The 23,925-nt window shown below is 44.1% G+C and carries 21 protein-coding genes and 2 pseudogenes; 10 read left to right on the forward strand and 13 right to left on the reverse strand.

Annotation, left to right across the window (positions count from 1 at the left end; translation table 11 throughout):
• Window positions 1–142: 142 nt before the first annotated feature.
• Complete coding sequence (locus ACE1AQ_RS21950; RefSeq protein WP_253257638.1) at window positions 143–658, forward strand: DUF29 domain-containing protein; 516 nt, start codon at window positions 143–145, stop codon at window positions 656–658.
• Here the strand turns inward: ACE1AQ_RS21950 and larC are convergent.
• A complete protein-coding gene (gene larC, locus ACE1AQ_RS21955; protein WP_110543149.1) occupies window positions 636–1,886 on the reverse strand; it encodes a nickel pincer cofactor biosynthesis protein LarC in 1,251 nt (416 codons plus the stop codon). The genes ACE1AQ_RS21950 and larC overlap by 23 nt on opposite strands.
• Between larC and ACE1AQ_RS21960 the strand changes: the two genes are divergently transcribed.
• Window positions 1,863–2,504: an L-threonylcarbamoyladenylate synthase gene (locus ACE1AQ_RS21960; protein WP_008206028.1), complete on the forward strand. Its 642-nt coding sequence runs from the start codon at window positions 1,863–1,865 to the stop codon at window positions 2,502–2,504. The genes larC and ACE1AQ_RS21960 overlap by 24 nt on opposite strands.
• Window positions 2,505–2,848: 344 nt before the next feature.
• The gene (locus ACE1AQ_RS21965; RefSeq protein ID WP_008206026.1) at window positions 2,849–3,259 is read left to right on the forward strand and encodes an Hsp20/alpha crystallin family protein; all 411 of its coding nucleotides are present in this window, start codon (window positions 2,849–2,851) and stop codon (window positions 3,257–3,259) included.
• Window positions 3,260–3,317: 58 nt separating this feature from the next.
• On the opposite strand, the gene hpf is transcribed toward ACE1AQ_RS21965, so the two are convergent.
• Window positions 3,318–3,917 (reverse strand): ribosome hibernation-promoting factor, HPF/YfiA family, encoded by a 600-nt coding sequence (gene hpf, locus ACE1AQ_RS21970; RefSeq protein ID WP_008206024.1) that lies wholly within the window; start codon window positions 3,915–3,917, stop codon window positions 3,318–3,320.
• A 473-nt stretch (window positions 3,918–4,390) separates the two neighbouring features.
• Here hpf and lipB point away from each other — a divergent pair, with 473 nt between their 5' ends.
• Both lipB and ACE1AQ_RS21980 read left to right on the forward strand, forming a co-directional pair.
• Complete coding sequence (lipB, locus tag ACE1AQ_RS21975; protein WP_110544650.1) at window positions 4,391–5,059, forward strand: lipoyl(octanoyl) transferase LipB; 669 nt, start codon at window positions 4,391–4,393, stop codon at window positions 5,057–5,059.
• 1 nt (window position 5,060) lies between these two features.
• Entirely contained in the window at window positions 5,061–6,323 is a 1,263-nt protein-coding gene (locus tag ACE1AQ_RS21980) for a pentapeptide repeat-containing protein (RefSeq protein WP_110544652.1), read from the forward strand.
• Between the two features lie 170 nt (window positions 6,324–6,493).
• Here the strand turns inward: ACE1AQ_RS21980 and ACE1AQ_RS21985 are convergent, their stop codons facing one another.
• From ACE1AQ_RS21985 to ACE1AQ_RS22020, 8 genes and pseudogenes are all read right to left on the reverse strand, one after another.
• Entirely contained in the window at window positions 6,494–7,468 is a 975-nt protein-coding gene (locus ACE1AQ_RS21985; protein WP_374809216.1) for an MvdD family ATP-grasp ribosomal peptide maturase, read from the reverse strand.
• 105 nt (window positions 7,469–7,573) lie between these two features.
• Window positions 7,574–8,551 (reverse strand): MvdC family ATP-grasp ribosomal peptide maturase, encoded by a 978-nt coding sequence (locus ACE1AQ_RS21990; protein WP_374809217.1) that lies wholly within the window; start codon window positions 8,549–8,551, stop codon window positions 7,574–7,576.
• A gap of 278 nt (window positions 8,552–8,829) precedes the next feature.
• Window positions 8,830–8,982 carry a microviridin/marinostatin family tricyclic proteinase inhibitor gene (locus ACE1AQ_RS21995; protein WP_008201950.1) on the reverse strand — a complete coding sequence of 51 codons (153 nt, stop codon included), beginning with the start codon at window positions 8,980–8,982 and terminating at the stop codon, window positions 8,830–8,832.
• Between the two features lie 783 nt (window positions 8,983–9,765).
• Entirely contained in the window at window positions 9,766–11,046 is a 1,281-nt protein-coding gene (gene rodA, locus ACE1AQ_RS22000; protein WP_008201951.1) for a rod shape-determining protein RodA, read from the reverse strand.
• A 245-nt stretch (window positions 11,047–11,291) separates the two neighbouring features.
• The gene (locus ACE1AQ_RS22005; protein WP_002733003.1) at window positions 11,292–12,353 is read right to left on the reverse strand and encodes an Mrp/NBP35 family ATP-binding protein; all 1,062 of its coding nucleotides are present in this window, start codon (window positions 12,351–12,353) and stop codon (window positions 11,292–11,294) included.
• Between the two features lie 295 nt (window positions 12,354–12,648).
• A complete protein-coding gene (locus tag ACE1AQ_RS22010; RefSeq protein WP_110543254.1) occupies window positions 12,649–13,440 on the reverse strand; it encodes an MOSC domain-containing protein in 792 nt (263 codons plus the stop codon).
• Window positions 13,427–13,615: pseudogene (locus ACE1AQ_RS22015) on the reverse strand (glycosyl transferase group 1 family protein); the annotation flags it as partial. The gene ACE1AQ_RS22010 and the pseudogene ACE1AQ_RS22015, both read right to left, overlap by 14 nt.
• A gap of 914 nt (window positions 13,616–14,529) precedes the next feature.
• Entirely contained in the window at window positions 14,530–15,441 is a 912-nt protein-coding gene (locus ACE1AQ_RS22020; protein WP_110543256.1) for a polysaccharide pyruvyl transferase family protein, read from the reverse strand.
• Between the two features lie 126 nt (window positions 15,442–15,567).
• Here ACE1AQ_RS22020 and ACE1AQ_RS22025 point away from each other — a divergent pair, with 126 nt between their 5' ends.
• The gene (locus ACE1AQ_RS22025; protein WP_110543258.1) at window positions 15,568–15,849 is read left to right on the forward strand and encodes a DUF6444 domain-containing protein; all 282 of its coding nucleotides are present in this window, start codon (window positions 15,568–15,570) and stop codon (window positions 15,847–15,849) included.
• A 445-nt stretch (window positions 15,850–16,294) separates the two neighbouring features.
• A complete protein-coding gene (locus ACE1AQ_RS22030) occupies window positions 16,295–17,464 on the forward strand; it encodes a glycosyltransferase (RefSeq protein WP_110543260.1) in 1,170 nt (389 codons plus the stop codon).
• A gap of 86 nt (window positions 17,465–17,550) precedes the next feature.
• Here the strand turns inward: ACE1AQ_RS22030 and ACE1AQ_RS22035 are convergent, their stop codons facing one another.
• The 3 genes and pseudogenes from ACE1AQ_RS22035 to ACE1AQ_RS22045 all read right to left on the reverse strand — a co-directional run.
• On the reverse strand, window positions 17,551–18,882 hold the full coding sequence (locus ACE1AQ_RS22035; protein ID WP_110543262.1) for an AtzE family amidohydrolase: 1,332 nt from the start codon (window positions 18,880–18,882) through the stop codon (window positions 17,551–17,553).
• Complete coding sequence (locus ACE1AQ_RS22040) at window positions 18,879–19,055, reverse strand: DUF4089 domain-containing protein (protein ID WP_106908050.1); 177 nt, start codon at window positions 19,053–19,055, stop codon at window positions 18,879–18,881. Before ACE1AQ_RS22040 ends, ACE1AQ_RS22035 begins: the two co-directional genes overlap by 4 nt.
• A 23-nt stretch (window positions 19,056–19,078) precedes the next feature.
• Window positions 19,079–19,426: pseudogene (locus ACE1AQ_RS22045) on the reverse strand (ISAs1 family transposase); the annotation flags it as partial.
• Window positions 19,427–19,687: 261 nt separating this feature from the next.
• Here ACE1AQ_RS22045 and ACE1AQ_RS22050 point away from each other — a divergent pair.
• The 3 genes from ACE1AQ_RS22050 to ACE1AQ_RS22060 are packed head-to-tail and all read left to right on the forward strand — an operon-like array spanning window position 19,688 to window position 23,886.
• Window positions 19,688–20,413 carry a 15,16-dihydrobiliverdin:ferredoxin oxidoreductase gene (locus tag ACE1AQ_RS22050; RefSeq protein ID WP_039900039.1) on the forward strand — a complete coding sequence of 242 codons (726 nt, stop codon included), beginning with the start codon at window positions 19,688–19,690 and terminating at the stop codon, window positions 20,411–20,413.
• A gap of 14 nt (window positions 20,414–20,427) precedes the next feature.
• Entirely contained in the window at window positions 20,428–21,171 is a 744-nt protein-coding gene (locus ACE1AQ_RS22055) for a phycoerythrobilin:ferredoxin oxidoreductase (protein ID WP_008201963.1), read from the forward strand.
• A gap of 21 nt (window positions 21,172–21,192) precedes the next feature.
• The gene (locus tag ACE1AQ_RS22060; protein WP_106908049.1) at window positions 21,193–23,886 is read left to right on the forward strand and encodes a PAS domain S-box protein; all 2,694 of its coding nucleotides are present in this window, start codon (window positions 21,193–21,195) and stop codon (window positions 23,884–23,886) included.
• The last annotated feature ends 39 nt before the right edge of the window (window positions 23,887–23,925 follow it).

A 23,925-nucleotide genomic window follows, 5' to 3' on the forward strand; every position in this document is an offset into this window, starting at 1 on the left:
GTGCGTTACCACCCACTTCTAAGTAGGTGGGTGGAATTAAATATAAAATGAACATAGGTTGGGTTGAAGCATAAAACCCAACGCCCGCATGGGTTACGCTACCGCTAACCCATCCTACAAATAATTGTGCCTACCTACTTAAATGGGATATTATCAACTTTATGAAACTGATTTTAATTTGTGGCTTGAGCAAACCGTAAATCACTTAAAAAAGGGCAATTTACAAGCCCTTGATTTAGATAACTTAATCGAAGAAATATCCGATATAGGACGTAATAATAGACGGGAGGTATTCGGCCGTTTAAAAGTTCTCTTGATGCACTTACTTAAATGGCAATATCAACCAGAAAAACGGACTAATAACTCGATAAATACCATTGATGAGCAAAGAGAACAATTAGAGCTTATTTTAAGGGATAGTCCTAGCTTAAAACCCTATTTAGCCGATATTTTCGCAGAATGTTATCAGAAAGCAGTGCGAGGGACGGTAAATGAAACTAATTTACCAAAAGAAACTTTTCCAGTTGATTGTCCTTTTAGCCAAGAACAGGTTTTAAATTGGGATTATTTTCCTGAAAATAGCTTTCAAACAATGGATATGGCAGTTTTAGGAGAAAATCGCCCTGCTGTCAAGACTAATTTTTTTCTTGCCAAATAGCTAAGGCCATTTGATGAACAAATCGCCAAGGTAGATGATGCTGACGGGCAATTGCGGCACAATCTTCGTATTCTGGTTGTACGGTAATCGGTTGATTAATTGACTCTTTATAGGCAACTTTTAGCCGAATTTGTCCATAGACAGTATCGATCGATTGTATCTCTCTTTTTAAGATTGATCGCTCTTGAATCGTCCTTCTAATGCCTAAAGTTGTGGTTTCCTGAAAGATCATATTTTCACAAATAGCAATTTTATCCAAGGCACAAATTACTGTCAAAAGTATTCCCAAACGGGATTTTTTCATAGTAATTGCTTGACTAAATACATCCAAGACACCTGCTTGTAATAAAGCCTCGCTTAAGTAGGCGATCGCTTGCGGATTTAAGTCATCAATTTGAGTTTCTAAAACTGCCACGGTTTCAATTTCATCTAGCTTTTCTGGTGTTTTTTTCCCTAACCAAAGCCGGACAAGATTGGGAATCGGTAAATCTTTTGTACCTGCCCCTAAACCGACCTTTTCTAACTGCATTTTCGGGGGTTTACCGAAACTTTTAGCTAAAGTTGTCACAATAGCTGCCCCCGTGGGTGTTACTAACTCTGCTTCGATGCCATTACTATAAATTGTGACTTGTCGCTGGCTGAACAATTGTACTACTGCTGGCACGGGAACTGGTAAACGACCATGGGCGGCCTGAACTGTACCGCCGCCGGTGGGTAGAGAAGAACAGTATAATTCACTCACCGATAGCCAGTCCAAACCCAAACAAGTCCCGACGATATCAATAATGGCATCGGTTGCCCCAACTTCGTGAAAATGCACTTTTTCCGGCGCGATCCCGTGAACGGCTCCTTCTGCGATCGCAAGTTGTTGAAAAACCGCTAAACTCCATTCTTGGACTTTCTGGGGTAAATTTGCCTGTTTAATTAAATTTTCAATCTCCGGTAAATGACGAGCGGGGGTATGATGATGATGGTGGTGATGATCGGCGGACTTCTCGGCAGTGACATCGACGTGAACCTTAGTAGCAATTTGACCGCGACGATGCACTTTTTCGGCCCTTAACTGATATTCATCCTCAATTCCTAAAGTTTTTAGTTGTGCAATCAGGTATTCTAAGGGGACTCCTAAATCTACTAACGCCCCTAAACACATATCCCCGGCAATTCCCGTGGGACAATCCCAATAGGCGACGATTTTGCTATCATGGCTACTATTTACTCTCTCCATCCGGAAAATCCCCAACAACGTTCTATCCAAGAAATCTGTCATGCCCTGAAAAATGGGGCAATTATGCTTTATCCTACCGATACCGTCTATGCGATCGGTTGCGATCTCAATGTGAAATCCGCCGTCGAACGAGTTCGCCAAATCAAGCAACTATCTAATGATAAACCCTTGACGTTTCTCTGTTCTTCTTTGTCGAATATTTCCGAGTACGCAGTGGTCAGCGATTATGCCTATAAGATTATGCGACGAGTTATACCCGGTCCCTACACTTTTCTCTTACCGGCGACTAAATTAGTGCCGAAAGTGGTGATGAATCCGAAGCGGAAAACCACCGGTATCCGGGTTCCCGATCACGTTATCTGTCGCACTATTATCGAAACCCTAGAAAATCCCATTATCTCTAGTTCTGCCCATCTTCCCGATGAGGAGGGAGATTTTCCCACCAAGGGATTAGAAACCCCTAGGTTATTCGATGCCCTCGATCATGTGGTTGATTTAATTATCGAAGATGGTTCGGCTCCCGGTTCGGAAGTGTCAACCATTGTTGACTTTACCAGCGATCAACCGGAGATTGTGCGTCAGGGTTTGGGCTGGCCGGAATTACAACAATGGTTATAACGAAGGCAGGAGTCGGGAGTCAGTATTCAGGAGACAGGAGATAGGAGATAGGAGATAGGAGATAGGAGATTATTTTTATTTATTCTTCCCACACCCCACTTCCCCACTTCCCCACACCCCACACCCCACACCCCACACCCCACACCCCACACCCCACACCCCACACCCCACACCCCACACCCCACACCCCACAACTTCCCACTGATAACTGATAACTGATAACTGATAACTGTATCGGTTATTGCGACTTTTTATTTCCTGAAAACCGCCTTGTGTAAGCCCAGTTAGTTGCTTAAGATAGAGACAATCGCAGTCAGAGAAAACCTCTCAAGGAAATTATTACTATGGCTTTCACTCTTTATTCTCCCTTCCTAGAAATTAATTCTGTCCAACGTCAAATCGATCAACTTTTTCAAGAAGTATTACCGACAAATTCATCGGTATCTCGTCCCCCGGTGGAAATCTCTGTTAATGAGGATTCCGTGGAATTAAAAATCGAATTACCCGGTGTGGATATTAAAGATATCGATGTGGAGGTTAGCAAACAAATGGTGGCTATTAATGGGCAACGTCAACGCCCTGCCGAGGTGGAAAACAGCGAATTTTATTATGGTAAATTTAGTCGCTTGATTACCCTGCCAGTGGAGGTGCAAAATAGCCAAGTTACCGCTAACTATCAAGACGGTATTCTTTCTCTCACCCTCCCGAAAGCGGTGGCAGAAAAAAATAAAGTGGTGAAAGTTAATCTTGGTTAGATGAGAAAAAGACTGGAGAATTTCTCCAGTCTTTGGTTTTATTTGTAGTCGCTAACTGTTAATGGGGTTCTTTGCCATTTACGTTAACGGGACGAGGCTGAATAACACCAAAACCGCCGTGATTGCGTTGATAGATAACGTTGATTTCGTTCGTGTCTTTGTTGCAGAACATAAAGAAATCGTGATCGACTAATTGCAATTGTGTTAGTGCTTCCTCAATAGTCATCGGTGGCATGGCAAAGTATTTCATCCGCACTACTTCCGCAGGTAATTCGGGAGTGCGATCACCAATTAGGCTATCCTCTAAGGGTTTCTCTTGCACCACCTCGCTAGTTTTAACGGTGGCGTTGGTGCGATGATCCACCAATCTTTCTTTATACTTGCGGAGTTGACGAGCGATTTTATCAGAAACTAAATCAATACTCGCGTACAAATTTTCGCTTCCTTCTTGAGCGCGAATCACTGTTCCATTAGCATAAACCGTTACTTCCGCTTTGTGGCGATCAGGAATGCGTGCATTCTTTTCCACGGAGAGGTGAACATCCACTTTTGTGGTCATGCCGTTAAAATGTTTCACCGCTTTCTCCAGCTTTTGTTCCACATAATCATGAATAGCTTCGGTGACAGCGATATTATTGCCCTGAATCAATAGCTTCATACTCACTACTCCATCTAAAAATTTTGCTATAGACCGTCCACATCAACTATTTTTAAGGGATGTTGATGCTAGGAATTTAATCCTCAAAAATCTGCTCGATCGCACTGTTGTTAGAGGTCACAGTCTAGATATTGTCGGTGTTCTCTTTCTCTTTTTTTTGTCGGATCGTGCGGAAAATTCATCGGGTCGAGCGCCTATTTGCAACTGGATTTATCTACCTCTATTCTAACAAGTTTCTGCAAAGCTTCTCTTAACAGAAGTGCGAAGTTCTGTTAACTTTTATTTAAAGAAACCGATTTTGGCCGCCAGCTAGGGAATCCGGTGATTGTTTCTCCTGTGCGACGGTTAACATCCGAATAGATGGGATATCCTTAGATTAGCACTTAGTATTCTCCCCGACATATATATCTTCCCTTCTTTTAATCTTCCTTTGCGCTCTTTTACATTTCTTAAATATTTTGACAAATCTCGCAATGAATGCTCAAAAAATACCTCGTCTCTGTGGGCTGAAAATTCAGGCAATTACTCCCTATTCTCTGGCCTGGGCGCACCAGCGATCGCTGGTGGCGGCGAGAATTGCCGATCCCGACTTACCCGATGTGCTGCTGCTGCTGGAACATCCCCCCGTTTACACCCTTGGTACTGGTTCAGATATTAAGTTTATTAAATTTAATCTTGACAAAACCGACAAAGAAGTGTACCGAATCGAGCGAGGAGGGGAAGTAACCTATCACTGTCCGGGGCAGTTAGTGGGCTATCCAATCCTCAATTTGCGCTATTATCAGCAGGATTTACACTGGTATTTGCGACAATTAGAAGAAGTCATCCTGCAAACTATAGCTATTTATGGATTGTCGGGGGCAAGAATCGGGGGCTTGACAGGGGTATGGGTAGAAGGGTATAAAATAGCGGCGATCGGTATTAAAGTTAGTCGTTGGATTACCTATCATGGTTTTGCCATCAATGTTTGTCCGGATTTAAGCGGGTTTGCCGAGATTATTCCCTGTGGGATTGCTAATAAACCCGTGGGCAGTTTACGGCAGTTTCTGCCTAATATTAGTCTTATGCAAGTACAGCAAGATTTATCGAGGGTTTTCGCTTCAGTTTTCGGTGTGGAATTATTTTCTCTTGACAAGGATTAATATGAGCGATCGCAAAGACCCAGAAAAACTCACCGTGGAAAATAGGGCTGATAACCCCGAAAATAACGGTAAAACCAGTTTATCGGCCCCCGATGCCTCCGAATACGTCTCCTCTTTATCTTCGCGTAATCCCGTGCGTCAGCGCATCCTAGTATTAAAAGATCTTCGACCGGGTAACGCGGGGTTACTACTGGCCCCCCTGATGCTGATGACCATCGGCCTGGTCTTTAGCTGGGACTGGTTAGGCTTTTCTGGGGCGATAGTAGCGATATTAATATCTTTACAGGTGATTTTGCCCTCTATTCGCCAGTGGATCGCCCATTATCTCACTCCCTCTGAACGTCAGACGGTTTTCGCTTTTATAGTTTTTATAGCTGCTCTGGCCGGATTAGGGAAATATTTAGGAGTTTACGAGCGCATATTGCGATGGTTAGACAGTTTTAAATACGATGAGTTCGGTTCCTGGGCCGAGTGGGTGGGGGCCTTGGGACAGATTATGATCGCCGTGTTAGCCGTCTATGTGGCCTGGGAACAGTACGTTATTTCTAAGGATTTAACCATACAACAAAATCGCATTACCCAACAACAGACGATCGATTCCTATTTTCAGGGGATTTCCGATTTAGCCTTGGATGAGGAGGGATTTTTAGAAGATTGGCCCCAGGAAAGAGCGATCGCAGAAGGTCGCACCGCTTCCATCCTCAGCAGTGTCGATGCCTCTGGAAAAGCGAAAATACTGCGTTTTTTGAGTCAATCGCGGCTATTATCACCGATTAAACGCGATCGTTATCTAGGCCGACCGATTCTAGACGGGGAAGGGGGTTACGCGGAGGATCGAGAGTTCGGTACAAGAGTAGTACAACTGGGGGTAATGTTAGCGGGGTCCGACATTTCCGGGCAGGATCTGCGCTGGACCGATTTAAGCGAAGCGAATATGGTGCGGGCCGATTTAAGTTATAGCGATTTGGTAAAAGCAAATGTATCGCGGACAATTCTCTACGAAGCTAATTTAAGAGGGGCCGATATCAAGGGGATGCGTTTATTTTATGGTTCCCCAGAAAATGCTACCCCCCGCAGTCGCAGCGTTCCCCCCAATTATGACAGAGGAGAACACACGGGAGCAGTGGTAGAAAATGTCAATTTTACCGGGGTGAAAAACATGAGCGAGGAACAACGTCACTATTGTTGTCGTTGGTGTGGGGAAAAGTCCCGCGCAACCATTCCGGGGGGATGTGCTGATATTGGCAATCTTTTAGGTCGTTAACGAAGGCAGTCGGCAGTCCTGATGTCAAAGTTGGCACCACCAAGCATGAGAATATTCTGATTGACGAATTGGCGTTATTTCAGCCTCTATTTTCAAGTCAGGAGTCGGGGGGAATCGGGAGTCAGAGCCTCGTCGATGCGATAAAATACTCTGGCTCTGTCTTTGCCAGTTTATGAGTTAACTAGGATTTCAGCGATCGCCTGGGAGATAGGAAAATAAGGAGGATAAAGTTCTAGCCAGAAAAACTCGCCAACGGGATTAATTTCTAAAAAGATATAACGTTCATCTGGTGTGACAATCATATCAATTGCACCGTAATTAAGACCCAAATATTTCACTAATTCTAGTAGTTGTTTTTCAATAGTTTTCGGTAAATCGTAGGGTTGCCATTGTTGATGGAGCGCTCTTCCCTCTTTTCGCCAATCGTAGATAGCACCGTCTAATCGTTGGGAATTAATCGCCGCCGTAAATATTTGTTCACCGACGATAGTGATGCGTAATTCCAAAGCTTTAGGAATGTTTTCCTGAAAAGTCATTGGACAAAATTGCAAACCTTCCAAATTATCTAGGTCTTCCTTAGTAACAGGACTGGTAAAAACAACCATTTCCTCTTGCTTGTCTCCATAAATAGCAAATTGAGAAAGCATTTTAGTCACAATTCCCGTCACTTCAAACTCCTGAGCAAATTGCTTGACAGCTTCAGGATTATTAGAAGTTAAAGTCCCCGGAATTAATAAACCTAATTGTTGCGCTACTTGTAACTGCAATTGTTTATGATTGGCATGATCTACCTTAGCAATTGGGTCAAGATGAAAACCAGATAAACTAGCAATCATTCCTCGAATACTTAACCGACATTCCTTAAGAGAAGCTTCGCGAAATTGACTATCCATCCCATCGGGTAATTTTAGTCCGTATCTAATGCGTCGATACCAGACAGAAGAAACTTCTTTTAGCTCTAATTTTTTTTCTCCATCGGTAATAATTCCGCCTTTTTGACCGCCTGAGTAAAGATCAACTTTCACCTCTGTAGGGAAGCGATCAGTATCAAAACGGAAGGCTTTTTTCCCCATCGTTTCTATGGCTTTGATTACCAGAGGAATACTTTCATTATCGTGGCTAAAAGTAACAATTAAAACGGTCATAGATTTCCTTGATGATTTGGGATTGAGAATCCTGATTAGATTTTGGATTGAGAATCTTGATAATCCTAAAATCCTCAAAATCCTGATTAGGTTTTGGTTTGATTTTTAGCATACTAAAAAATCGGCAATCGCATTAGAAATAGGTAAATCTAAATCCCGTTCTAACATTCCCCACTCACCACCCGGATTAACTTCTAAAAAAACGTATTCTCCCCTAGTAGTTAAGATAAAATCAAACGCCCCAAAATTCAACCCTAAATTAGCCATAAAAATCTGAAGTTGCTGCAATAGTGAATCGGGTAAAGTATGATGTTGCCAAGCACCAGGATCAATACCAGGTCTTCGCCAATCTACGGCAGAATTATTATACTGAGAAGATTCTAAAGCACCCACAAATGTCTGTCCATTAACCACGACAACTCTCAATTCTAATTGTTTGGGAATTTCCGCTTGAAAAACCATGGGACAATAACGTAAAGATTCCGCTTCCTCAAGGTCTTCTGCTTTCACCCTACTGGTATAAAGAAAAAATTCCGGCGATTCCATACTTCGGGCGATCGCAGTTAACAATTTACTCACCATTCGTCCCTGAACCTGGGAAAAAAACTCCCGGGCAGCATCAGGATTATTGGTAACTAAAGTGGGGGGAATAATTAAGCCAACTTCTGAGGCCAAACGAAGTTGTAATAACTTATTTTTAGCCTTCTCAATTTGCGCTAAATTATCTAACCAACGCGCTGACCTTAAACTATCCCAAAAACCGGCCAAAGTCGTCTGGGATTCTCGCACACAAACCTCCCGAAACTGAGGATCTAAATCCCCTGTTAGTTCAGGCTGCCAAATACGTCTTGTCCAAACAGATTGCACCTGTTGACTATCAATAGATTGATGGTTATAGGTTAATTGATAAAAACTTTTTTTCCCATTAAATTGGGCTGTTAGTTGAACCTCTAAGGGAAATTTATCGGTATCTAAGCGAAAAGGTGTGGCTCCTTTTTTTTCTATCGCCTCAGCCACGCGGTCAATCGTGAAAAAATCGCCGCTATGGGTCAACAATAAAACAACTTTAGGCGATTCTTTCATATCAGTTGCAAGTCCTTACATTTTAACCCATCTTAAGGCTTTTGGGTCGGTCTTTATTGATCCTAATCTCAAGAAAATGCTGCAAAAAGTCTTGCTTTTGCTTGACTTATTGCAGTATTGGTTTTTTTCTTGAGTAATTACCAAAGTTACTTTACAGCACTTCTCAGGATCTCAACGTGCAGTTTTTTTGGCTGCAAGCCTTGCTTAGTGGCTCCTTTAGCTTTTTGTCTGTACGGTGTAATCAAGAAAAGTGCTGCAATTACTCATGTAACCTGAGTTTAAAACTCTTCCCAGTCAGAAGGGTATTTGAGTGTAACATTATATTCACGCTCAGGGGAAGGAGACTTGATGGAAGATTCCTCTTTGCTTACGGACAAGAAACGAGCAAAGAAAGGAAGTGCTTTACCTTGTTGATCGTTAGGATATGCCATTGTTATTCCTCTGGTAATTTCGAGTGAATAGGTTTGATCACTCAGACAAAACTAACCACCTGCAATAACCCCTGAAAGCTTTGCTGTGCATGGCTTTCAGAATTGGGATTGTGCAAATAATTTGCCTTTGTTTGGGTGATGGAAAACATCATAAGCACTAATCTGGCCAATGTCAAGCACTTAAGAACAATTTCTGCTAAATCCGACATTCAGCATATCTTCATATACTTGTATATGTTTTTACATTCCCCAAGATGTTTTAACGAAAAACCTTGATTATAGAAACTACTATTGAGAACATTGTCAATAATTGATTTTTTCTGAGAAAAAAATTTACAATTCTTCACCTTGATCAAAATCCATCATTGTAGTTATAATTCTTACTGGCAAGGGTTTGGAAGGAATATATTAGTAAAAATCATCAATTGAATGTTAAGAAGTGCGGAAAGTGGGTTTCCCACTCTACTAAATCTGCTCAAATATTAATTACCTAAGCAAAATTAATTATAGCGTTTCCTAAGCTATTGAGGTACACCTATTTTTCTTCCCTTTTGCCTTCTGCCTCTTGCCTTTTGCCTAAAACCCATAACTTTTGTACCTCAGCAGACTGAAAAACGCTATATACATCTAAGCCGTCAGCTTTTTGCCGTGATCAGTAAACAGTAAACAGTAATCAGTAAAAAGATAGTAGGAAACTTCTATTTAATACTCCACACTTAAAACTCAAATCTGATAACTGATAACTGATAACTGATAACTGATAACTGATAGCTGCACAACTACTTAGTACAAACGCTTACGGGGGCGATAATTAGCCACGGATTCCACTAAACCCAAGGCGATAAAATTGGTTAATAAAGATGAACGTCCATAACTTAACCAGGGTAAAGGAATCCCTGTAATCGGGGCTAATCCCACGGTCATGCTAATATTAAGAATTGCCTGAAAAGCGATCATCGAGAGAACACCGATCGCTATTAAAGAACCGAAGTTTTCTTTAGCCGTATTAGCAATGACTAACAAACGCCAACAAACTAACCAGAAAGCTATTAAAACTAGAATACTGCCAACAAAACCGAATTCTTCCCCGACTACAGAGAAGATAAAATCGGTGTGTTGTTCGGGAATAAAATTTAATTGGGTTTGGGTGCCTTGGTGTAATCCCCGTCCCAATAATTCTCCGGATCCGATGGCAATGCGGGATTGAATTAATTGATAACCTCCCCCCAAAGGATTCTTTTCTGGGTGAAGAAATAGGGTTAAACGATCTTTTTGATATTCTTTTAATAAACCCCAAAAAACCTCGCCTAATTTACCCACTGCCAGATTAGTTGCCACCACGATGAAAGTAGATAAAAAACGGTAGGGAAGGGTAAACCAAGCAAGTACACCGATGATAATTGCTAAAACAATCCAAGCAGGAAAAAGTAAATTAAACAGAAAAACCGATGCGAGGGGAGATAAGAGGATAATCATCCAAGGTAGTTTCGCATTAGCCCAGTAAATCATGCCTAGGGTAATTGCACCAAAGACTAATCCTGTCCCCAAGTCCGGCTGCGCCATAATTAACACCCAGGGGATGGCAGTGACGACAAAGACACGAGCGATCGCAAAAAGATTATCGGCGGGACGATGATGTAGGAGGGCCGCCAGGGTGATAATTAAACCTACCTTCGCAAATTCCGACGGTTGCACGTTAAAACTGCCGATATTAATCCAACTTTGCGCCCCATTCGCCGTCACCCCTAGGACAATTACCGCAATTAGGGAGAGATTGGTAAGAAGATAGGTTAACCAGTGCCATTTCAGCAGACTTTCGTAACGACAACGGGCCAGAAATAAAGCGATCGCCACTCCCACGCATCCGAATAACCAGTGTTGCCACCAGTCGAGAGCAGTGGTATGTCTTTCGGCACTACGAATCATTAAACCACCGAAAACGGTTAAACCCGTCACCAAAACGAACAAAAGCCAATCAATTTGGGCTATATCCCGGAAAATAAAGCTAAACTGCTCACTAAAACCGCTTAGTTTCCTACTAACAAGGGACTGTCTTCTCACCATTTCTCTCCCCAAATTTACTAACTAACTAGGGTTTGCTCAATAAATCTAAAAACATTGTTCGATAAGACTTTTAGACCTTTTTGAAATCCAAAAGTACCGGACATTGGAGTGATTGGGGGGAAAATTTAGGGACTTTTTCCCTGAAAATGGGTAAAACCCTACACCCTACACCCAACCCCCCCGATGTCGGGGGGGTTGGGGGGGGCCACACCCTGCCCCCACCGAAAAACTTTTTGCCGCAAACCCTAACTATAGGCTGCCACGGATACTTTCGCCGCCACCTGACGAGCGATCGCTATCAGGGCTTTAGCTGAGGCCGATTCTGGTTGCCCCAAAACCACTGGTACACCAGTATCACCGCCCTCCCGCAGGGCTATCTCCAGAGGCACACATCCCAGTAAAGGAATACCCAATTCTTGCGAGGTTTTTTCCCCACCACCGGACCCAAATAGATCATAGGAGCGATCGGGCTGATCGGGAGGGATAAAATAACTCATATTTTCCACGATACCCAAAACCCGCGCCCCTAGCTGTTGGAACATTTTTAAACCCCGGCGCGCATCAATTAAAGAAACCGTCTGGGGAGTGGTGACAATCACCGCACCCGCTAGGGGGACCGATTGAATTAAAGTTAATTGTGCATCCCCGGTACCGGGAGGCATATCGACGATTAAATAGTCTAAATCGCCCCAATTGACTTGATAGAGAAACTGACGGATAATGCCGTTTAACATCGGACCGCGCCAGATTACCGGTTGATCGGGGTTGATCAAAAAGCCCATGGAAACCATTTTGATGCCATGGTTAAAAGCGGGTTCCAATATCTCGCCATTTGCGCCCTGTACCGTCACTTGTGCGTCATTTAAGCCCAACATTGTCGGGGCGTTGGGGCCGTAGATGTCCGCGTCTAATAGCCCCACTTTTGCCCCTAAATGAGCCAAGGCGACGGCGATATTGACAGCCACGGTACTTTTTCCCACACCGCCCTTACCACTGGAAACGGCGATAATATTTTTAACCCCCTCCACGCCTTGGCGATCGGGTAAAGCTTTTTGTTGCGGGGTTTCGGCAGTTACCTCCACGGCGACACTTTCCACCCCGGGCAGCTGTTTAACGGCTTTTTGGCAGTCTTCCACGATAAATTCGCGCAAAGGACAGGCGGGAGTGGTCAAAACTAGGGTAAAGCTAACTTTTCCGCCATCGATCGCCACATTGCGGATCATGTTCAATTCCACTAGGCTTTTTTGCAGTTCCGGATCTTGAACGGGACGTAATACTTCTAAAATCGAGGCGGTATCAAGGGGCATGGTTTCAGTGTCTCTAGTCAAGTATTGTTCTTATGGTTATTTATCTTAACCTTGATACCCGCACAGTTATCAGTGGCGAGTGGGGAGTTTTTTGCTGTGAACAGTGAACAGTAAGTAGTCGTGCAAAATTAATTTCCTAGTGAAGATAGGCAAGAGGCAAAAGGCAATAGGCAAGAGCGGGGTTAGATATGTGTAATTAATTTTGCTTAGGTACTTAATCAGTGAACTGAAAGCTCACATCTGATAACTGATAACTGATAACTGATAACCCCCATCCCCCCATATCTCTATATCTCTAGATTACGGTAATAGGATCGCCGACTTTAATTGTACCCGTCTTTTCGGGGATGACATTTTCTCCGAACATAATTCCCCCGGGGAAACGGCGAAAAGTGCTTAAGGTTTTTAACGGTTCTTGCTGGGGATTTCTCCTACCCGTTTCTTGATCGGTGGTGGTGATAATACAGCGACTACAGGGTTTAACCAGAGCATAATTTATCTCTCCAATTTTGATCTTTTGCCAACTACTTTCGCTAAAAGCTTGATCGCTACTAATAACAATATTAGGACGAAAACGATTCATCGGCACTGGTGCCACTAAACGCCGATTTAAGTCCTCTAAAGAAGCAGTATTAGTTAATAAAATTGGATAACCATCGGCAAAGCTGACGGGGGTATGATCGTTCCCCGCATAGCGAGGATTCGCAGGACGTGGATAATCGGGAGATTGTCGCACTAAACGACAGGGAATGTCGAGAATTTTCTCGAACCATTCGGCGATTTCATCCCCTTGATCCATGGCTATGGTGTGAGATTCCCAGATTTGAACCGCTCTTTTTTCTCCTGTGAAATTAGGACAAAAAGTTAGGGAATCTTGAGATGTTTTCAGAGAAAAATTATCCTCTGTCATCGTGATAGAAACGGTGGCTAATTGCGGATATTCTCTTTGAGTGATAAATTTACCCTTGCCATCCACTAACATCATTTCTCGATCCCAGAGTAAACCTTTAGGAGTCACTTCAGCGTGGGATAGTTGAATACCTCGACAGGATTTAATCGGGTAGATATAGAGATCAATAACCTGCATTTTCTTTCAGTAGTTCTACATATTTTTTGGCCACATCTTTCCAAGTCCAGAGATTAACTTTATTGGGAATATCTTCGGGTAACAAGCGAGGAATTGGATTGAGGATAAATTGTTCTAAACAATTGGCTAAACTGTCCGCATCTCCCCTAGGGTAGAATTGCACTCTTTCGGGACACAGGGCAAGCGCATCTTAACAATTCTTGACAAAATGAACTTTGTGTGGATTGCTTGCCCAGAGAGCGATTTAGGCATATTTGAGGAGAATTTGCCATCTCAATTGTTAAGCAAAAATCGACCAAATGTTAAGATTTCGCAACTATTCTGATTGACTGGTATCACCTGAAATGCCCATGCGGATCACAAAATTGGCCAATTGTCAATAGCTTTTGAGATGCTCTCACCCTGATCCTTTTGTCCACAACAGTTTACTTGTCAGTGAGATTATTGTCGAGTCAATTGGAAATAAAGCTTGAGCTGCTTCTTTTCCTTTTTTGTTTACTATAGCGTTTCCCAATCTCATGAGGTATACCAAAATCTTAACTCCTGACTCCTCAAAACCTAAGACTCTGTACCTCATAACTAGGGGAATTGCTATAAACTTTTATTTAATTTATTGATGATTTTCTCAAATGGTTCTGTCTCTCGGATTTTACTCGCCTTAGAAAACGTTGACGTATTGACATTAATTCTCTGCATTTTCATGCGTGCGCTTAAGTCTCTCATGCTGACGATACTTTTATCTATAAGATCAAATTTTGTAGGACTTTTTTCCACGTTCAACACTTCTGCAAAACATCCTAAGCTGTTTTGAATCTAAATTGCATATTCGATTTTTCCGACCGCCGACCGCCTGATCTCAACAAGCAATTTAAATTACGAACAGCTTATAAGTTTTAACTCAAGTTCTCAAGGGGGAAGTTCTGGTTTTTTCCTAATTTGTCAATACCTCGGTAGTTATAGCGGTTTTCACAGAAGTGAGTCCCGATTGAAACGCTGAAACGCCTATCTATCAAGGGATTTACTATACCTTATTAGACTGAAAACCGCCACACCATATTTTTCGATTATGTCCAGCTTCTTTACATTAATTTACGAAAGCTCTCTTAGGTGATTCATGACTTGCTGATAAAACCAATTATTGCGATTGCGACATTCTGACAAACTTTCGGGATAAGATTGGCAGTTTTTAATATGCGATCGCCAATTGTCCGTACTGCACAAGAATTTACTTTCATCGAAACCCTGATAGAGAGTTTTACCCAATATTTTAATCTCCCTTTTTGGGTTCTTCCAACGAATCCCTGTGTACATAGCAACTGGGTGTTTCAGTGTCAAAAATTTACTGGTAAATGGGAAAGCTAAAACCTTTCGTCCCAGCAGTGTTCCCCAATAGGCTCCGTGGAAAGAACTGGTTAAAATAGTTTCCCCTGAAGCCAAAAAACTAATAATTTTCTCAAAGTTATTATCTTCATTAGTCATCCGAGGAAATGAATCAATTTTAATTTGAAACTTTTTGTGTGAAAATACTACAAAATCATGTTGTATCGAGTAGTCATTATCAAAAGCCTTATCCATACAGCTAACACAGGGTACCCAATCATAGCCTTGATTATAGTCTCTAATTCCAGTGAGATTAAAATTTGTTAAATAAGGCTTGTAGTCAAAATTACTAGCATTATAGGGCAATAAATTATCACCAGAATTTTTGAGGTTATAATCCTGCTGTCCAGCACCCCACAAAATCAAACTATTGCCATTTTTACCAGCTTGTAAACGTTGGAAATTGTGCAAAAAGCGGTTAAACATTAACCCACCACCACCAACGATGGCATGATGATTTAATAAACTTTCTGGGTCTTCTGGTGCTGAGGACTTATCCAGAGTCCGAATATCTCGCTTAATAACTTCATAACCAGGAAACTCAAAGTAATGGACTGGGGAGGAGAACAAATCCCCAATATTCTTAGGGTCAATCACATGATAATTAACGATAGTTTTCATAGTTAATATTTGCTGGACAATTTCTCTAAAATGGCCGATTCAAGCCTGAATTGCATCACTGTCTGATCTACCTTTATAGAATACGTAACCGTTCAGGGGGGGACGAAATCTGGTAATCTAAGAGACATGGATGAGAAGCAGTCACTAGGGATGTCAGGAATTGGCGCAGAGGATTGGGAGAGGACTCCAGCCGGCGTCAGACAATTGCTAGTGCAGTTAGGTTTGAATATAGAGCAACTCGAGCAACACCTCAAGGAATTACAAGGAGCGAACGAGCAGCTAGAGGAGAAAGTCAATCGCAACTCAAAGAACTCCCATAGCCCTCCCGCTTCAGACGCTCCCAACCTCGGAAACACCAAGAAAAAGAAGCCAATAGGAAAAAAGCTCGGCGGGCAAAAGCAAAAATAAATTCGGAAGGGTTTTGCGCCATTTCAGAGATCACTCCAAATGTTAAGATTGTGCAAACCTCTTGTCATAAGCATCTTTATGTCATGAAACCTTAAATTTGGAATTGCTGGGCGGGCAATCAGGACACCTCTGTCATAGCCGTCCCGTGTATCCAGTGGAAGAGTGTGATAGCGTAACCGACCACTATCCCCAAACCTGCGACTGTTGTGGAGAAGAACTGAAATGACTCTTTCTACTCCGCCTTTGCAGTAAAACACGATCGGGATGACAATTTTCATAGATTTCTTTCCATATGGGTGGCAATAACTAAAGATTGATTTTTGACATGAACCTATTATATCATAGGCTCGAATTGTTCTAATGAGTCGAGAAATCGAGTTAAATTCAAGGAACTAAGACTCTATCACCTATCGCCCCTATTTTTCCTCGATCTTGGAGAAAAAGAGTGTCACAAGCTACTCCATCCCTACAATCTAATCTCAAACAATGGCTACGGGCCAGCGCACCTTCCCTATTTCAAATTAAACAGCGTTTGAGCGCCCGTCGTTGGCCGAAAAAATCGATCGTTATTTACACAGAAAAATATCGTCCCATGCTTCCGGCGGAAATTTGGCAACGGGGGGCCAGTGGCACCCAGGCATCGGTGGCTTTTTTAGCGCAGGAATGGACGAAACGCGGCTATAAAGTGACGATTTTTGGCAATTGTGAGGGTATGGAAGGGGAAAAGGACGGTATTCGCTATGTTAATTATTACCACATGAATTGGCAAGATCACTTTGAGACATTGGTGATCTCTCGTCATCCCACCTATTGCCGTCCGGGTACCAAGGCAGAACGAATTTTTTTTGATTGGCACGATATTAAAGTGCCGGCAGACTCCTATACCCCCGAAATTTTGGCTAGATACGACAAAATTTTCTGTAAAAGCCAATATCAACGGGATTTACTGGATTTCTGTCCCGATCATCAATGTCCGATTGTTCCTAATGGTATCGATACTTCCCTTTTGGCTGTAAGTGAGACGGTGCCGGAAAGTGAGCATCTTCCCTATCGTCTAGTCTATGCCTCTCGTTATTATCGGGGCCTAGAGTCGATGTTAAAGCATGGCTGGCCGATTATCAAGGCGGCAATTCCCGCAGCCGAGTTACATCTCTACTATGGTTTTACTAAACGGGATGAAATTGGCGATCGCAAGGAATGGCGCGATAATTTAATCGCTTTGATTAAAGCTAGTGCGGGGGTAGTTGATCGCGGAATGATGGGTTATCGTCAACTAATCGAGGAAAAAGCGCGCTCTGCTATTCATTACTACGGTTGCACCTATCGTGAGATCGATTGTATTTCTGTGCGCGAGTCGGCAGTGGTGGGTTGTCTGCCAGTGGTGACGGATTTTGCTGTTTTTCGAGAAAAGGACTACTGTGTGAAAGTGCCGGGAGAAGTAACCGATCCGGCTACTCAGGAAGCTATAGCCTGGAAAATTGTCGAATTACTGAAAAATCCCCAGCTTTTGCATCAAGAGCGCGAAAGATGTCGGAAAATTGCCCTAAATGACACTTGGGAGCGATCAGCCGCCGCTTGGTTAGATGTGATTGAAAAGGAGTCTCCCAGTCAGTAGATTGTTTACTCAGACTGGAAAACTGACCTTTTCGCTTAATAAGTGCCTAAATTAGGGATTTTAAGGGGAAGTACGCCCTTGAAATCTCACTTATGCTGGATATCGATGAGCATTTCTTCTAAAACCCTGGCTACGCTTAGGATTAAGTCTTCGCGATCGGGTGCGGCGATGATTTGCAAACCTAAAGGTAGCCGGGATGAACGTTTAATCGGCAACGAAAGGGCAGGTAAACCGATAAAAGAAAAAGGTTGGGTGAATCTGCCTAAATTAGGTCTAATTAATAGCTCTTGCCCGTCAATAATCATTTTTTCTACTCCTAACTGCGGCGCAATACAGGGAATCGTCGGGGTGAGGATAATATCGACTTCGCTGAAAATCTCTCGCAGACGATCGCGATACCAACGGCGAAAACGTTGAGCCTGTAAATACCAGCTAGAGGGAATTAATGCCCCTGCCAAGAAGCGATCCCGGGTTGCGGGGTCAAAATCCTCTAATCTGGTCTGTAAACGCGGTAAATGCCAATTTGCGCCCTCGGAAGCGGTAATTATATAGGCGGCTGCCCTAGCGCGGACGGTTTCGGGAATGGTGATTTTTTTGGTAACTCCTAAACGTTCGGCGATCGCTGTCACCGCCTCGATTACTTCCGGTTCGGCTCCCTGCTGAAAATAATCATCGGCAAGGGCTATTTTTACCCCCTCTAAGCCATTTAAAGGAGCTTTAAGGTTATTTTTGGCAAAAAGACTCCAAATAGCCGCCATATCCGCCACATTGTCGCTAAAAAATCCCAGATGGTCTAAACTACTAACGAACAAAAATAGACCCTGACGGGATACGCGCCCAAAGGTGGGTTTTAGCCCCACCACGCCACAGCAAGCGGCGGGAACCCTCACCGAACCATTAGTATCGGAACCGAGGGCGAGAGGCACTAAATTAGCGGCAACGGCAGCGGCGGAACCGCCGGAGGATCCTCCCGAGACGCGACTAGGATCGCGGGGGTTGGGAGTGGCTCCATAATGGGCATTTTCGGTGACAAAACCGTAGGCGTACTCATCCATATTGGTCGCCCCCACCAAAACTGCCCCGGCCGCTTCTAGGGTTTGAATAGCGATCGCATCTTGTCCAGCGACAGGGTGATCTCGATTGATTTTGGAGCCAGCAAGGGTGACAATACCCTCGATATCAAAGAGATTTTTGACGGCGAAGGGAATCCCTGCTAAGACACCGACGGCTTGCCCATTGGCGATCGCTTGATCGATTTTTTGGGCTTGGGCGAGCGCCCTAGGCTGTAAAATGTCGGTAAAGCAATTTAAATGGGGATTTTTCGTCCCTATCTCCGCCAAAGTCTGGCTAATAACTTCTAAGGCGCTAGTTTGACGATTTTGGATCGATCGAGCTAAATTGCTTACAGAAATAGTCATGGTTCAAAGCTGAGGGCACTTTCCCCGTCATCCTCTAAGGGAAATTCTGTCACTAAACTGGCGATTTCTTGCAAGCGTTGCCAGTTTTCAACCACAGAATTTAAATAGCGATCGGGAATGGTCAAGTCTAGGATTTTCGCTGTGATCATGATGTATTCTTCCGGGTTATTCATACAGGGTCAGCGCATCTCAAAGCCTATTGACAGCTAGATTGTAGCTCTTGAGTGCAAGCAGGTAAGCCAGCCGCCAGCAGGGTAAACATATAATCATTATCCATCGCTGCCCACTTTGACTTCTGCCTGAGGCTGCGCTTGAAGGTAGATTCTCGCTTGAGGGTATTGACAGCAAAACGCCGCACCAGTCCCAGATTGTCTGGGACCTGCCGAGAGCGGACACGACAAGCATCTTCCCCAAAAGTGACATCGAGCGTCCAATGTCAGGAATTTTCAATACCCCAGTGCGGGCGAATGGCCAGGGCAATTTTGGGACTATAGTCAGGTAAACTGCTCAGGTAAAACTGAATTTCCGACGTTGTCAAATTGAAAGATGATCCGAATCAGATGGGAACTCAAATTACTTTGATAGCAAGGATTGCATTGCATCTTTCATATTCTGATCTGACAACGCCAATTTTTTTTATTGCTCGCTATGATCGTTAATTTTAACGCAATTTTTCAAAGCCGACGGCATCGGCAATACTCGCCCCGCTACTAATTATTACAAAGTATTAACTTCTCTCTCAGAAACGGGACAAAAGGCGGGCGGGTTGCCTATGCTTGCAAAAACCCCAAGCACCGACGAGTATATGTTTCAGCCCTTCCTCCACTACCTAGAGCGAGAACTATTCGCACGCTTCCCGTTACAGACTCGTCCGATTCTGCCAGAGTTGGAATTTCAAGTTAGTCAACGGGGGAAAAATCCGGCTATGATTGAAAGCTGGTGCTATCAGTGTCCCCAATTCCGCAAAATTCGCTACACCTACATTAACGCGGGGGAAACAGCCCAAATTTTTAATAGTGTCATTTATCCTAGTTACAATTACGATTTACCCCTGCTGGGCATTGATTTTTTGGCGTTTGGAAAAAAGAAAATATTAGTAGTTCTCGATTTTCAACCTCTTTTTCGCGACCAAGATTATTTAACCAAATACATCGAACCTATGCGATCAATCCGGGATAAATACCCCGATTTAGCTCAAGATTTGCCGATGAAATACTACGACGCTAATCAGTATTTTTCCCCCTATCTGCTCTTTGCTAAAACCGATGCGGAGACAGTAGTTAAGCAACTTTTCCCCGCTTATCAAGAGTTTATCCAACTGTATTGGCAACTGTTAGAAAAAGCCCAACCCCTAACCAGCGCAGCCGCACAAGAACCGATTATCGCCGCCCAAAAAGACTACGATCGATATAGTGCCGAACGGGATCCCGCTTCCGGTCTATTTAGCAGTTATTTCGGTCAGGAATGGTCAGAAAAATTCCTGCACCAATTCCTCTTTGAAGATGCCATTGCCACCGCCATCCACGCTTAGAAAAAAGCTTGCCCATGTCTCTTTATCAACCCTTTTTAGACTCCGCTTTCACCCTGCTGTCAGAACAGTTGTCCCTACAACCCTATCCCATTCCCGTCGGCTTTGAACGGAAGGAAACGGTTACAGGCAAGGGAAAAAGACAGGAAACGGTCATTACCACCAGCTATGCTTGGCAATCCTCAAAATTGCGGCAAATTCGAGCCGCCCACGTTTGCGGAGGTGATTCCCTTCAGGTGCTTAATTTTGTCATTTTTCCCCGTTTAGAGTACGATTTGCCCTTTTTCGGGGCGGATTTAGTCACCTTGCCGGGGGGTCATCTGATTGCGATCGATCTGCAGCCACTTTTCCATGATCGCAATTACCAAGAAAAATACAGCGATCCGATTATGCCGATTTTCCGATCCTATCAGGCTGATTTGCCCTGGGGAGGCGACTTTCCCGAAGAAGCCAAGGGCTTTTTTTCCCCCGCTTTTCTCTGGACAAGACCCCCGGAGACGGAAACCGTGCAAACGCGGGTTTTAGGGGCATTTAAGGACTATCTACAAGCTTATTTGACTCTGGTAGCTTCATCGACAGCGATTAGGGATCGCCAACAGTTAACGGCGATCGAAAAGGCCCAATTAGCCTACATTAACTATCGGGCTGCAAAAGATCCCGCTAGGGGAATGTTTACCCGTCTCTACGGACAGGAATGGACAGAAGAATATATTCACGGTTTCCTGTTTGATTTAGATCGTCAATTGGCGATCATGGGTTGAGTTTTCCCGATCAACCCCGCTATGATTAGCGGTTATCAAGACAAAAAAACTCCCGTGGTAAGTGTACTATCGATCATCACTCCCAAGATTATCTATCTCGGTCTGGCCGGGATAGCGGTCTTGGGAATTTATTATTTATTGCAGAGTCAGATCGCCAGTCGTCGTCAAGTGGAGATAACTTTACGACAACAAACCGAGCGGGAGCGTTTAATCAATCAGATCGCCCAAAATATTCGGCAATCCTTAAAATTAGGGGAAGTTTTAACCACCACCGTCGCCGATGTGCGTCAATTTTTACTCACCGATCGCGTGTTAATTTATCGTCTCAATGACGACGGTACGGGTAGCGCCATTACTGAGTCAGTTTTGCCAGAATATCCCGCCATTTTGGGGGAAACTTTCCCCCCCGAAGTTTTTCCCCCGGAATATCATCAGGCATATATCCAGGGCAAAATCAGGGCAATCGCTGATGTTAACCGAGAAGATGTGGAACCCTGTCTAGTAGAATTCCTGGCCCAGTTCCGCGTCCAAGCTAAATTAGTCGTTCCCATTATCCAACAGTTCCGCGAACAGGATTCATCTACCCCGCACCTCTGGGGACTGTTGATCGCCCATCACTGCCGCGGCCGGCGACAATGGCAACCCCTAGAAATCGATCTGATGAAACAGTTAGCCACCCAAGTGGCGATCGCTATTCAGCAATCAGAACTCTACGAACAACTGGGACAACTAAACGCCGAATTAGAGGATCGGGTGCGTCAACGGACTGAAGAACTAGCCCGGACTAACCAAGCACTACGGGAAGAAATCGCCGAACGTCAACGCACAGAGGTGGCCCTGCGTCATACTAACCAAACTCTACAATCTTTGATCGCCGCCTCTCCCCGGGCAATTTTTAGCCTCGATTTACAGGAAAGGGTGAAAATGTGGAATCCGGCGGCCGAAAGGATGTTCGGTTGGACGGAAGCAGAAGTGATTGATCGCCCCAATCCCGTCATTTCTAGGGAAAATGAGCCGGAATACGAAAACCTCTGGCAGAGCGTTTTAGCGGGAATATCGCCCCCTAGTCTGGAAATTGGCCGGCAAACTAAAGAGGGAAAAGCGATCGAGATCGTCTTTTCTGCCGCTCCCCTCACCGATAGTGATGGTCAAATCGACGGGTTAGTGGCAGTGGTGGCCGATATCAGCGAACAGAAGCGACAAGCGGAACAGGTGCGTCTTTTACAGTCGGTGGTAGTCAATACCAATGATGCGGTAATTATCACCGAAGCCGGGCCGATCGAGCCGCCAGGACCGCGGATTCTCTACGTTAACCAAGCTTTCACCACCATGACAGGCTATAGTCTCGAGGAAGTGCTGGGCCAAACCCCACGCATTTTTCAGGGACCCAAAACCGATCCCGAAGCTGTTAAAAGAGTGCGAGATGCTTTCTTGCGTTTGCAACCTGTCACCGGGGAGGCGATCAACTATCGCAAGGATGGCAGTGAATTTTGGGTGGAGTTTAGTATTGTGCCGGTGGCGGATAAACGGGGAAAATATACCCACTGGATTTCTATTCAACGGGATATTAGCGAACGCAAACAAACAGAGGAAGCACTGCGACAGAGTGAAGAACGTTTTCGCTCCCTGATCGAGAATGCCCTCGATATTATCACAATTATCAGTCCTAACGGCACGATTTACTACGAAAATCCCTCCGTTGAGAAGGTTTTAGGCTATTCTCCCCCGGAATTAATCGGTCAAAACTTTTTTTCCTATATTCACAAAGATGATCTGGCCGATGTCTGTTCCCTGTTAAGTCAATCTCTCAACAATAGCGGAGAAACCCGCTCGATCGAGTTCCGTCGTCGTCATCAGGATGGCCAATGGCGCACTTTTGAGGCCCTGCCTAAGGCCTTAAGTTTTAACGAAACCGGGGAACTAGCGATCGAAGGTGCTGCTTCCCCGAAAATTTTTATCAATTCTCGCGATATTACCGAACGCAAGCGCCTTGATGAGGTGCGGATGGCCCTGGAACGGGAAAAAGCTCTTAGCGCCCTGAAAACTAACTTTTTTTCCATGGTTTCCCACGAATTTCGCACCCCTTTAAGCACGGTACTGGCCGCGGCCCAGTTGTTGGAAACTTCCCCCGGCGCTTGGGAAAATCCCGAAAAAAGAGAACGGAATCTGCATCGCATTCAAGAGTCAGTCCGCAATATGGTTCAGTTACTCGATGATATTCTCACTATTAATCGCGCCGAAACTGGTAAGTTAGAATTTAATCCCCAATGGCTGGATCTGGAGAAATTTGGCCGTCATCTACTGGAGGAAATGCAGTTAAGCGCCGGCAGTCAACACACGCTAATTTTTGTCTGTCAGGAAACTAATACTAGCGCCTACGTCGATGAAAAGTTATTGCGATCGATCCTAGAAAATCTGCTCACTAACGCGATTAAATATTCACCCACCGGCGGACAGGTCCACTGTTCTATTACTTTTTTGGAGAAAGCTATTCAATTACAGATTCGCGATCGGGGTTTGGGCATTTCGATGGAAGATCAAAAACAGTTATTTGAACCTTTCTATCGCGGAAAAAATGTCCGTCACATCGCCGGCACCGGCTTGGGGTTAGTAGTAGTGCAGAAATGCGTCGAACTACACGGCGGTTCGATCGAAATTGCTAGTATCCCCGGCAATGGAACCACTGTCACGATTCTATTACCGAAACTGGCCTGAAAATCAATAAATCGGAGCGAGAATCATTCTCAATGGGGT

Source organism: Microcystis sp. BLCC-F209, from assembly GCF_041928595.1.
Classification (GTDB): Bacteria; Cyanobacteriota; Cyanobacteriia; order Cyanobacteriales; family Microcystaceae; genus Microcystis.

Excerpts from the sequence above, each read along its gene's own strand:
- ACE1AQ_RS21950 (WP_253257638.1), top strand. The coding sequence starts at position 143 with ATGGGATATTATCAACTTTATGAAACTGATTTTAATTTGTGGCTTGAG.
- ACE1AQ_RS21960 (WP_008206028.1), top strand. The coding sequence starts at position 1,863 with ATGGCTACTATTTACTCTCTCCATCCGGAAAATCCCCAACAACGTTCT.
- larC (WP_110543149.1), bottom strand. The coding sequence starts at position 1,886 with ATGGAGAGAGTAAATAGTAGCCATGATAGCAAAATCGTCGCCTATTGG.
- ACE1AQ_RS21965 (WP_008206026.1), top strand. The coding sequence starts at position 2,849 with ATGGCTTTCACTCTTTATTCTCCCTTCCTAGAAATTAATTCTGTCCAA.
- hpf (WP_008206024.1), bottom strand. The coding sequence starts at position 3,917 with ATGAAGCTATTGATTCAGGGCAATAATATCGCTGTCACCGAAGCTATT.
- lipB (WP_110544650.1), top strand. The coding sequence starts at position 4,391 with ATGAATGCTCAAAAAATACCTCGTCTCTGTGGGCTGAAAATTCAGGCA.
- ACE1AQ_RS21980 (WP_110544652.1), top strand. The coding sequence starts at position 5,061 with ATGAGCGATCGCAAAGACCCAGAAAAACTCACCGTGGAAAATAGGGCT.
- ACE1AQ_RS21985 (WP_374809216.1), bottom strand. The coding sequence starts at position 7,468 with ATGACCGTTTTAATTGTTACTTTTAGCCACGATAATGAAAGTATTCCT.
- ACE1AQ_RS21990 (WP_374809217.1), bottom strand. The coding sequence starts at position 8,551 with ATGAAAGAATCGCCTAAAGTTGTTTTATTGTTGACCCATAGCGGCGAT.
- ACE1AQ_RS21995 (WP_008201950.1), bottom strand. The coding sequence starts at position 8,982 with ATGGCATATCCTAACGATCAACAAGGTAAAGCACTTCCTTTCTTTGCT.
- rodA (WP_008201951.1), bottom strand. The coding sequence starts at position 11,046 with ATGGTGAGAAGACAGTCCCTTGTTAGTAGGAAACTAAGCGGTTTTAGT.
- ACE1AQ_RS22005 (WP_002733003.1), bottom strand. The coding sequence starts at position 12,353 with ATGCCCCTTGATACCGCCTCGATTTTAGAAGTATTACGTCCCGTTCAA.
- ACE1AQ_RS22010 (WP_110543254.1), bottom strand. The coding sequence starts at position 13,440 with ATGCAGGTTATTGATCTCTATATCTACCCGATTAAATCCTGTCGAGGT.
- ACE1AQ_RS22020 (WP_110543256.1), bottom strand. The coding sequence starts at position 15,441 with ATGAAAACTATCGTTAATTATCATGTGATTGACCCTAAGAATATTGGG.
- ACE1AQ_RS22025 (WP_110543258.1), top strand. The coding sequence starts at position 15,568 with ATGGATGAGAAGCAGTCACTAGGGATGTCAGGAATTGGCGCAGAGGAT.
- ACE1AQ_RS22035 (WP_110543262.1), bottom strand. The coding sequence starts at position 18,882 with ATGACTATTTCTGTAAGCAATTTAGCTCGATCGATCCAAAATCGTCAA.
- ACE1AQ_RS22040 (WP_106908050.1), bottom strand. The coding sequence starts at position 19,055 with ATGAATAACCCGGAAGAATACATCATGATCACAGCGAAAATCCTAGAC.
- ACE1AQ_RS22050 (WP_039900039.1), top strand. The coding sequence starts at position 19,688 with ATGTTTCAGCCCTTCCTCCACTACCTAGAGCGAGAACTATTCGCACGC.
- ACE1AQ_RS22055 (WP_008201963.1), top strand. The coding sequence starts at position 20,428 with ATGTCTCTTTATCAACCCTTTTTAGACTCCGCTTTCACCCTGCTGTCA.
- ACE1AQ_RS22060 (WP_106908049.1), top strand. The coding sequence starts at position 21,193 with ATGATTAGCGGTTATCAAGACAAAAAAACTCCCGTGGTAAGTGTACTA.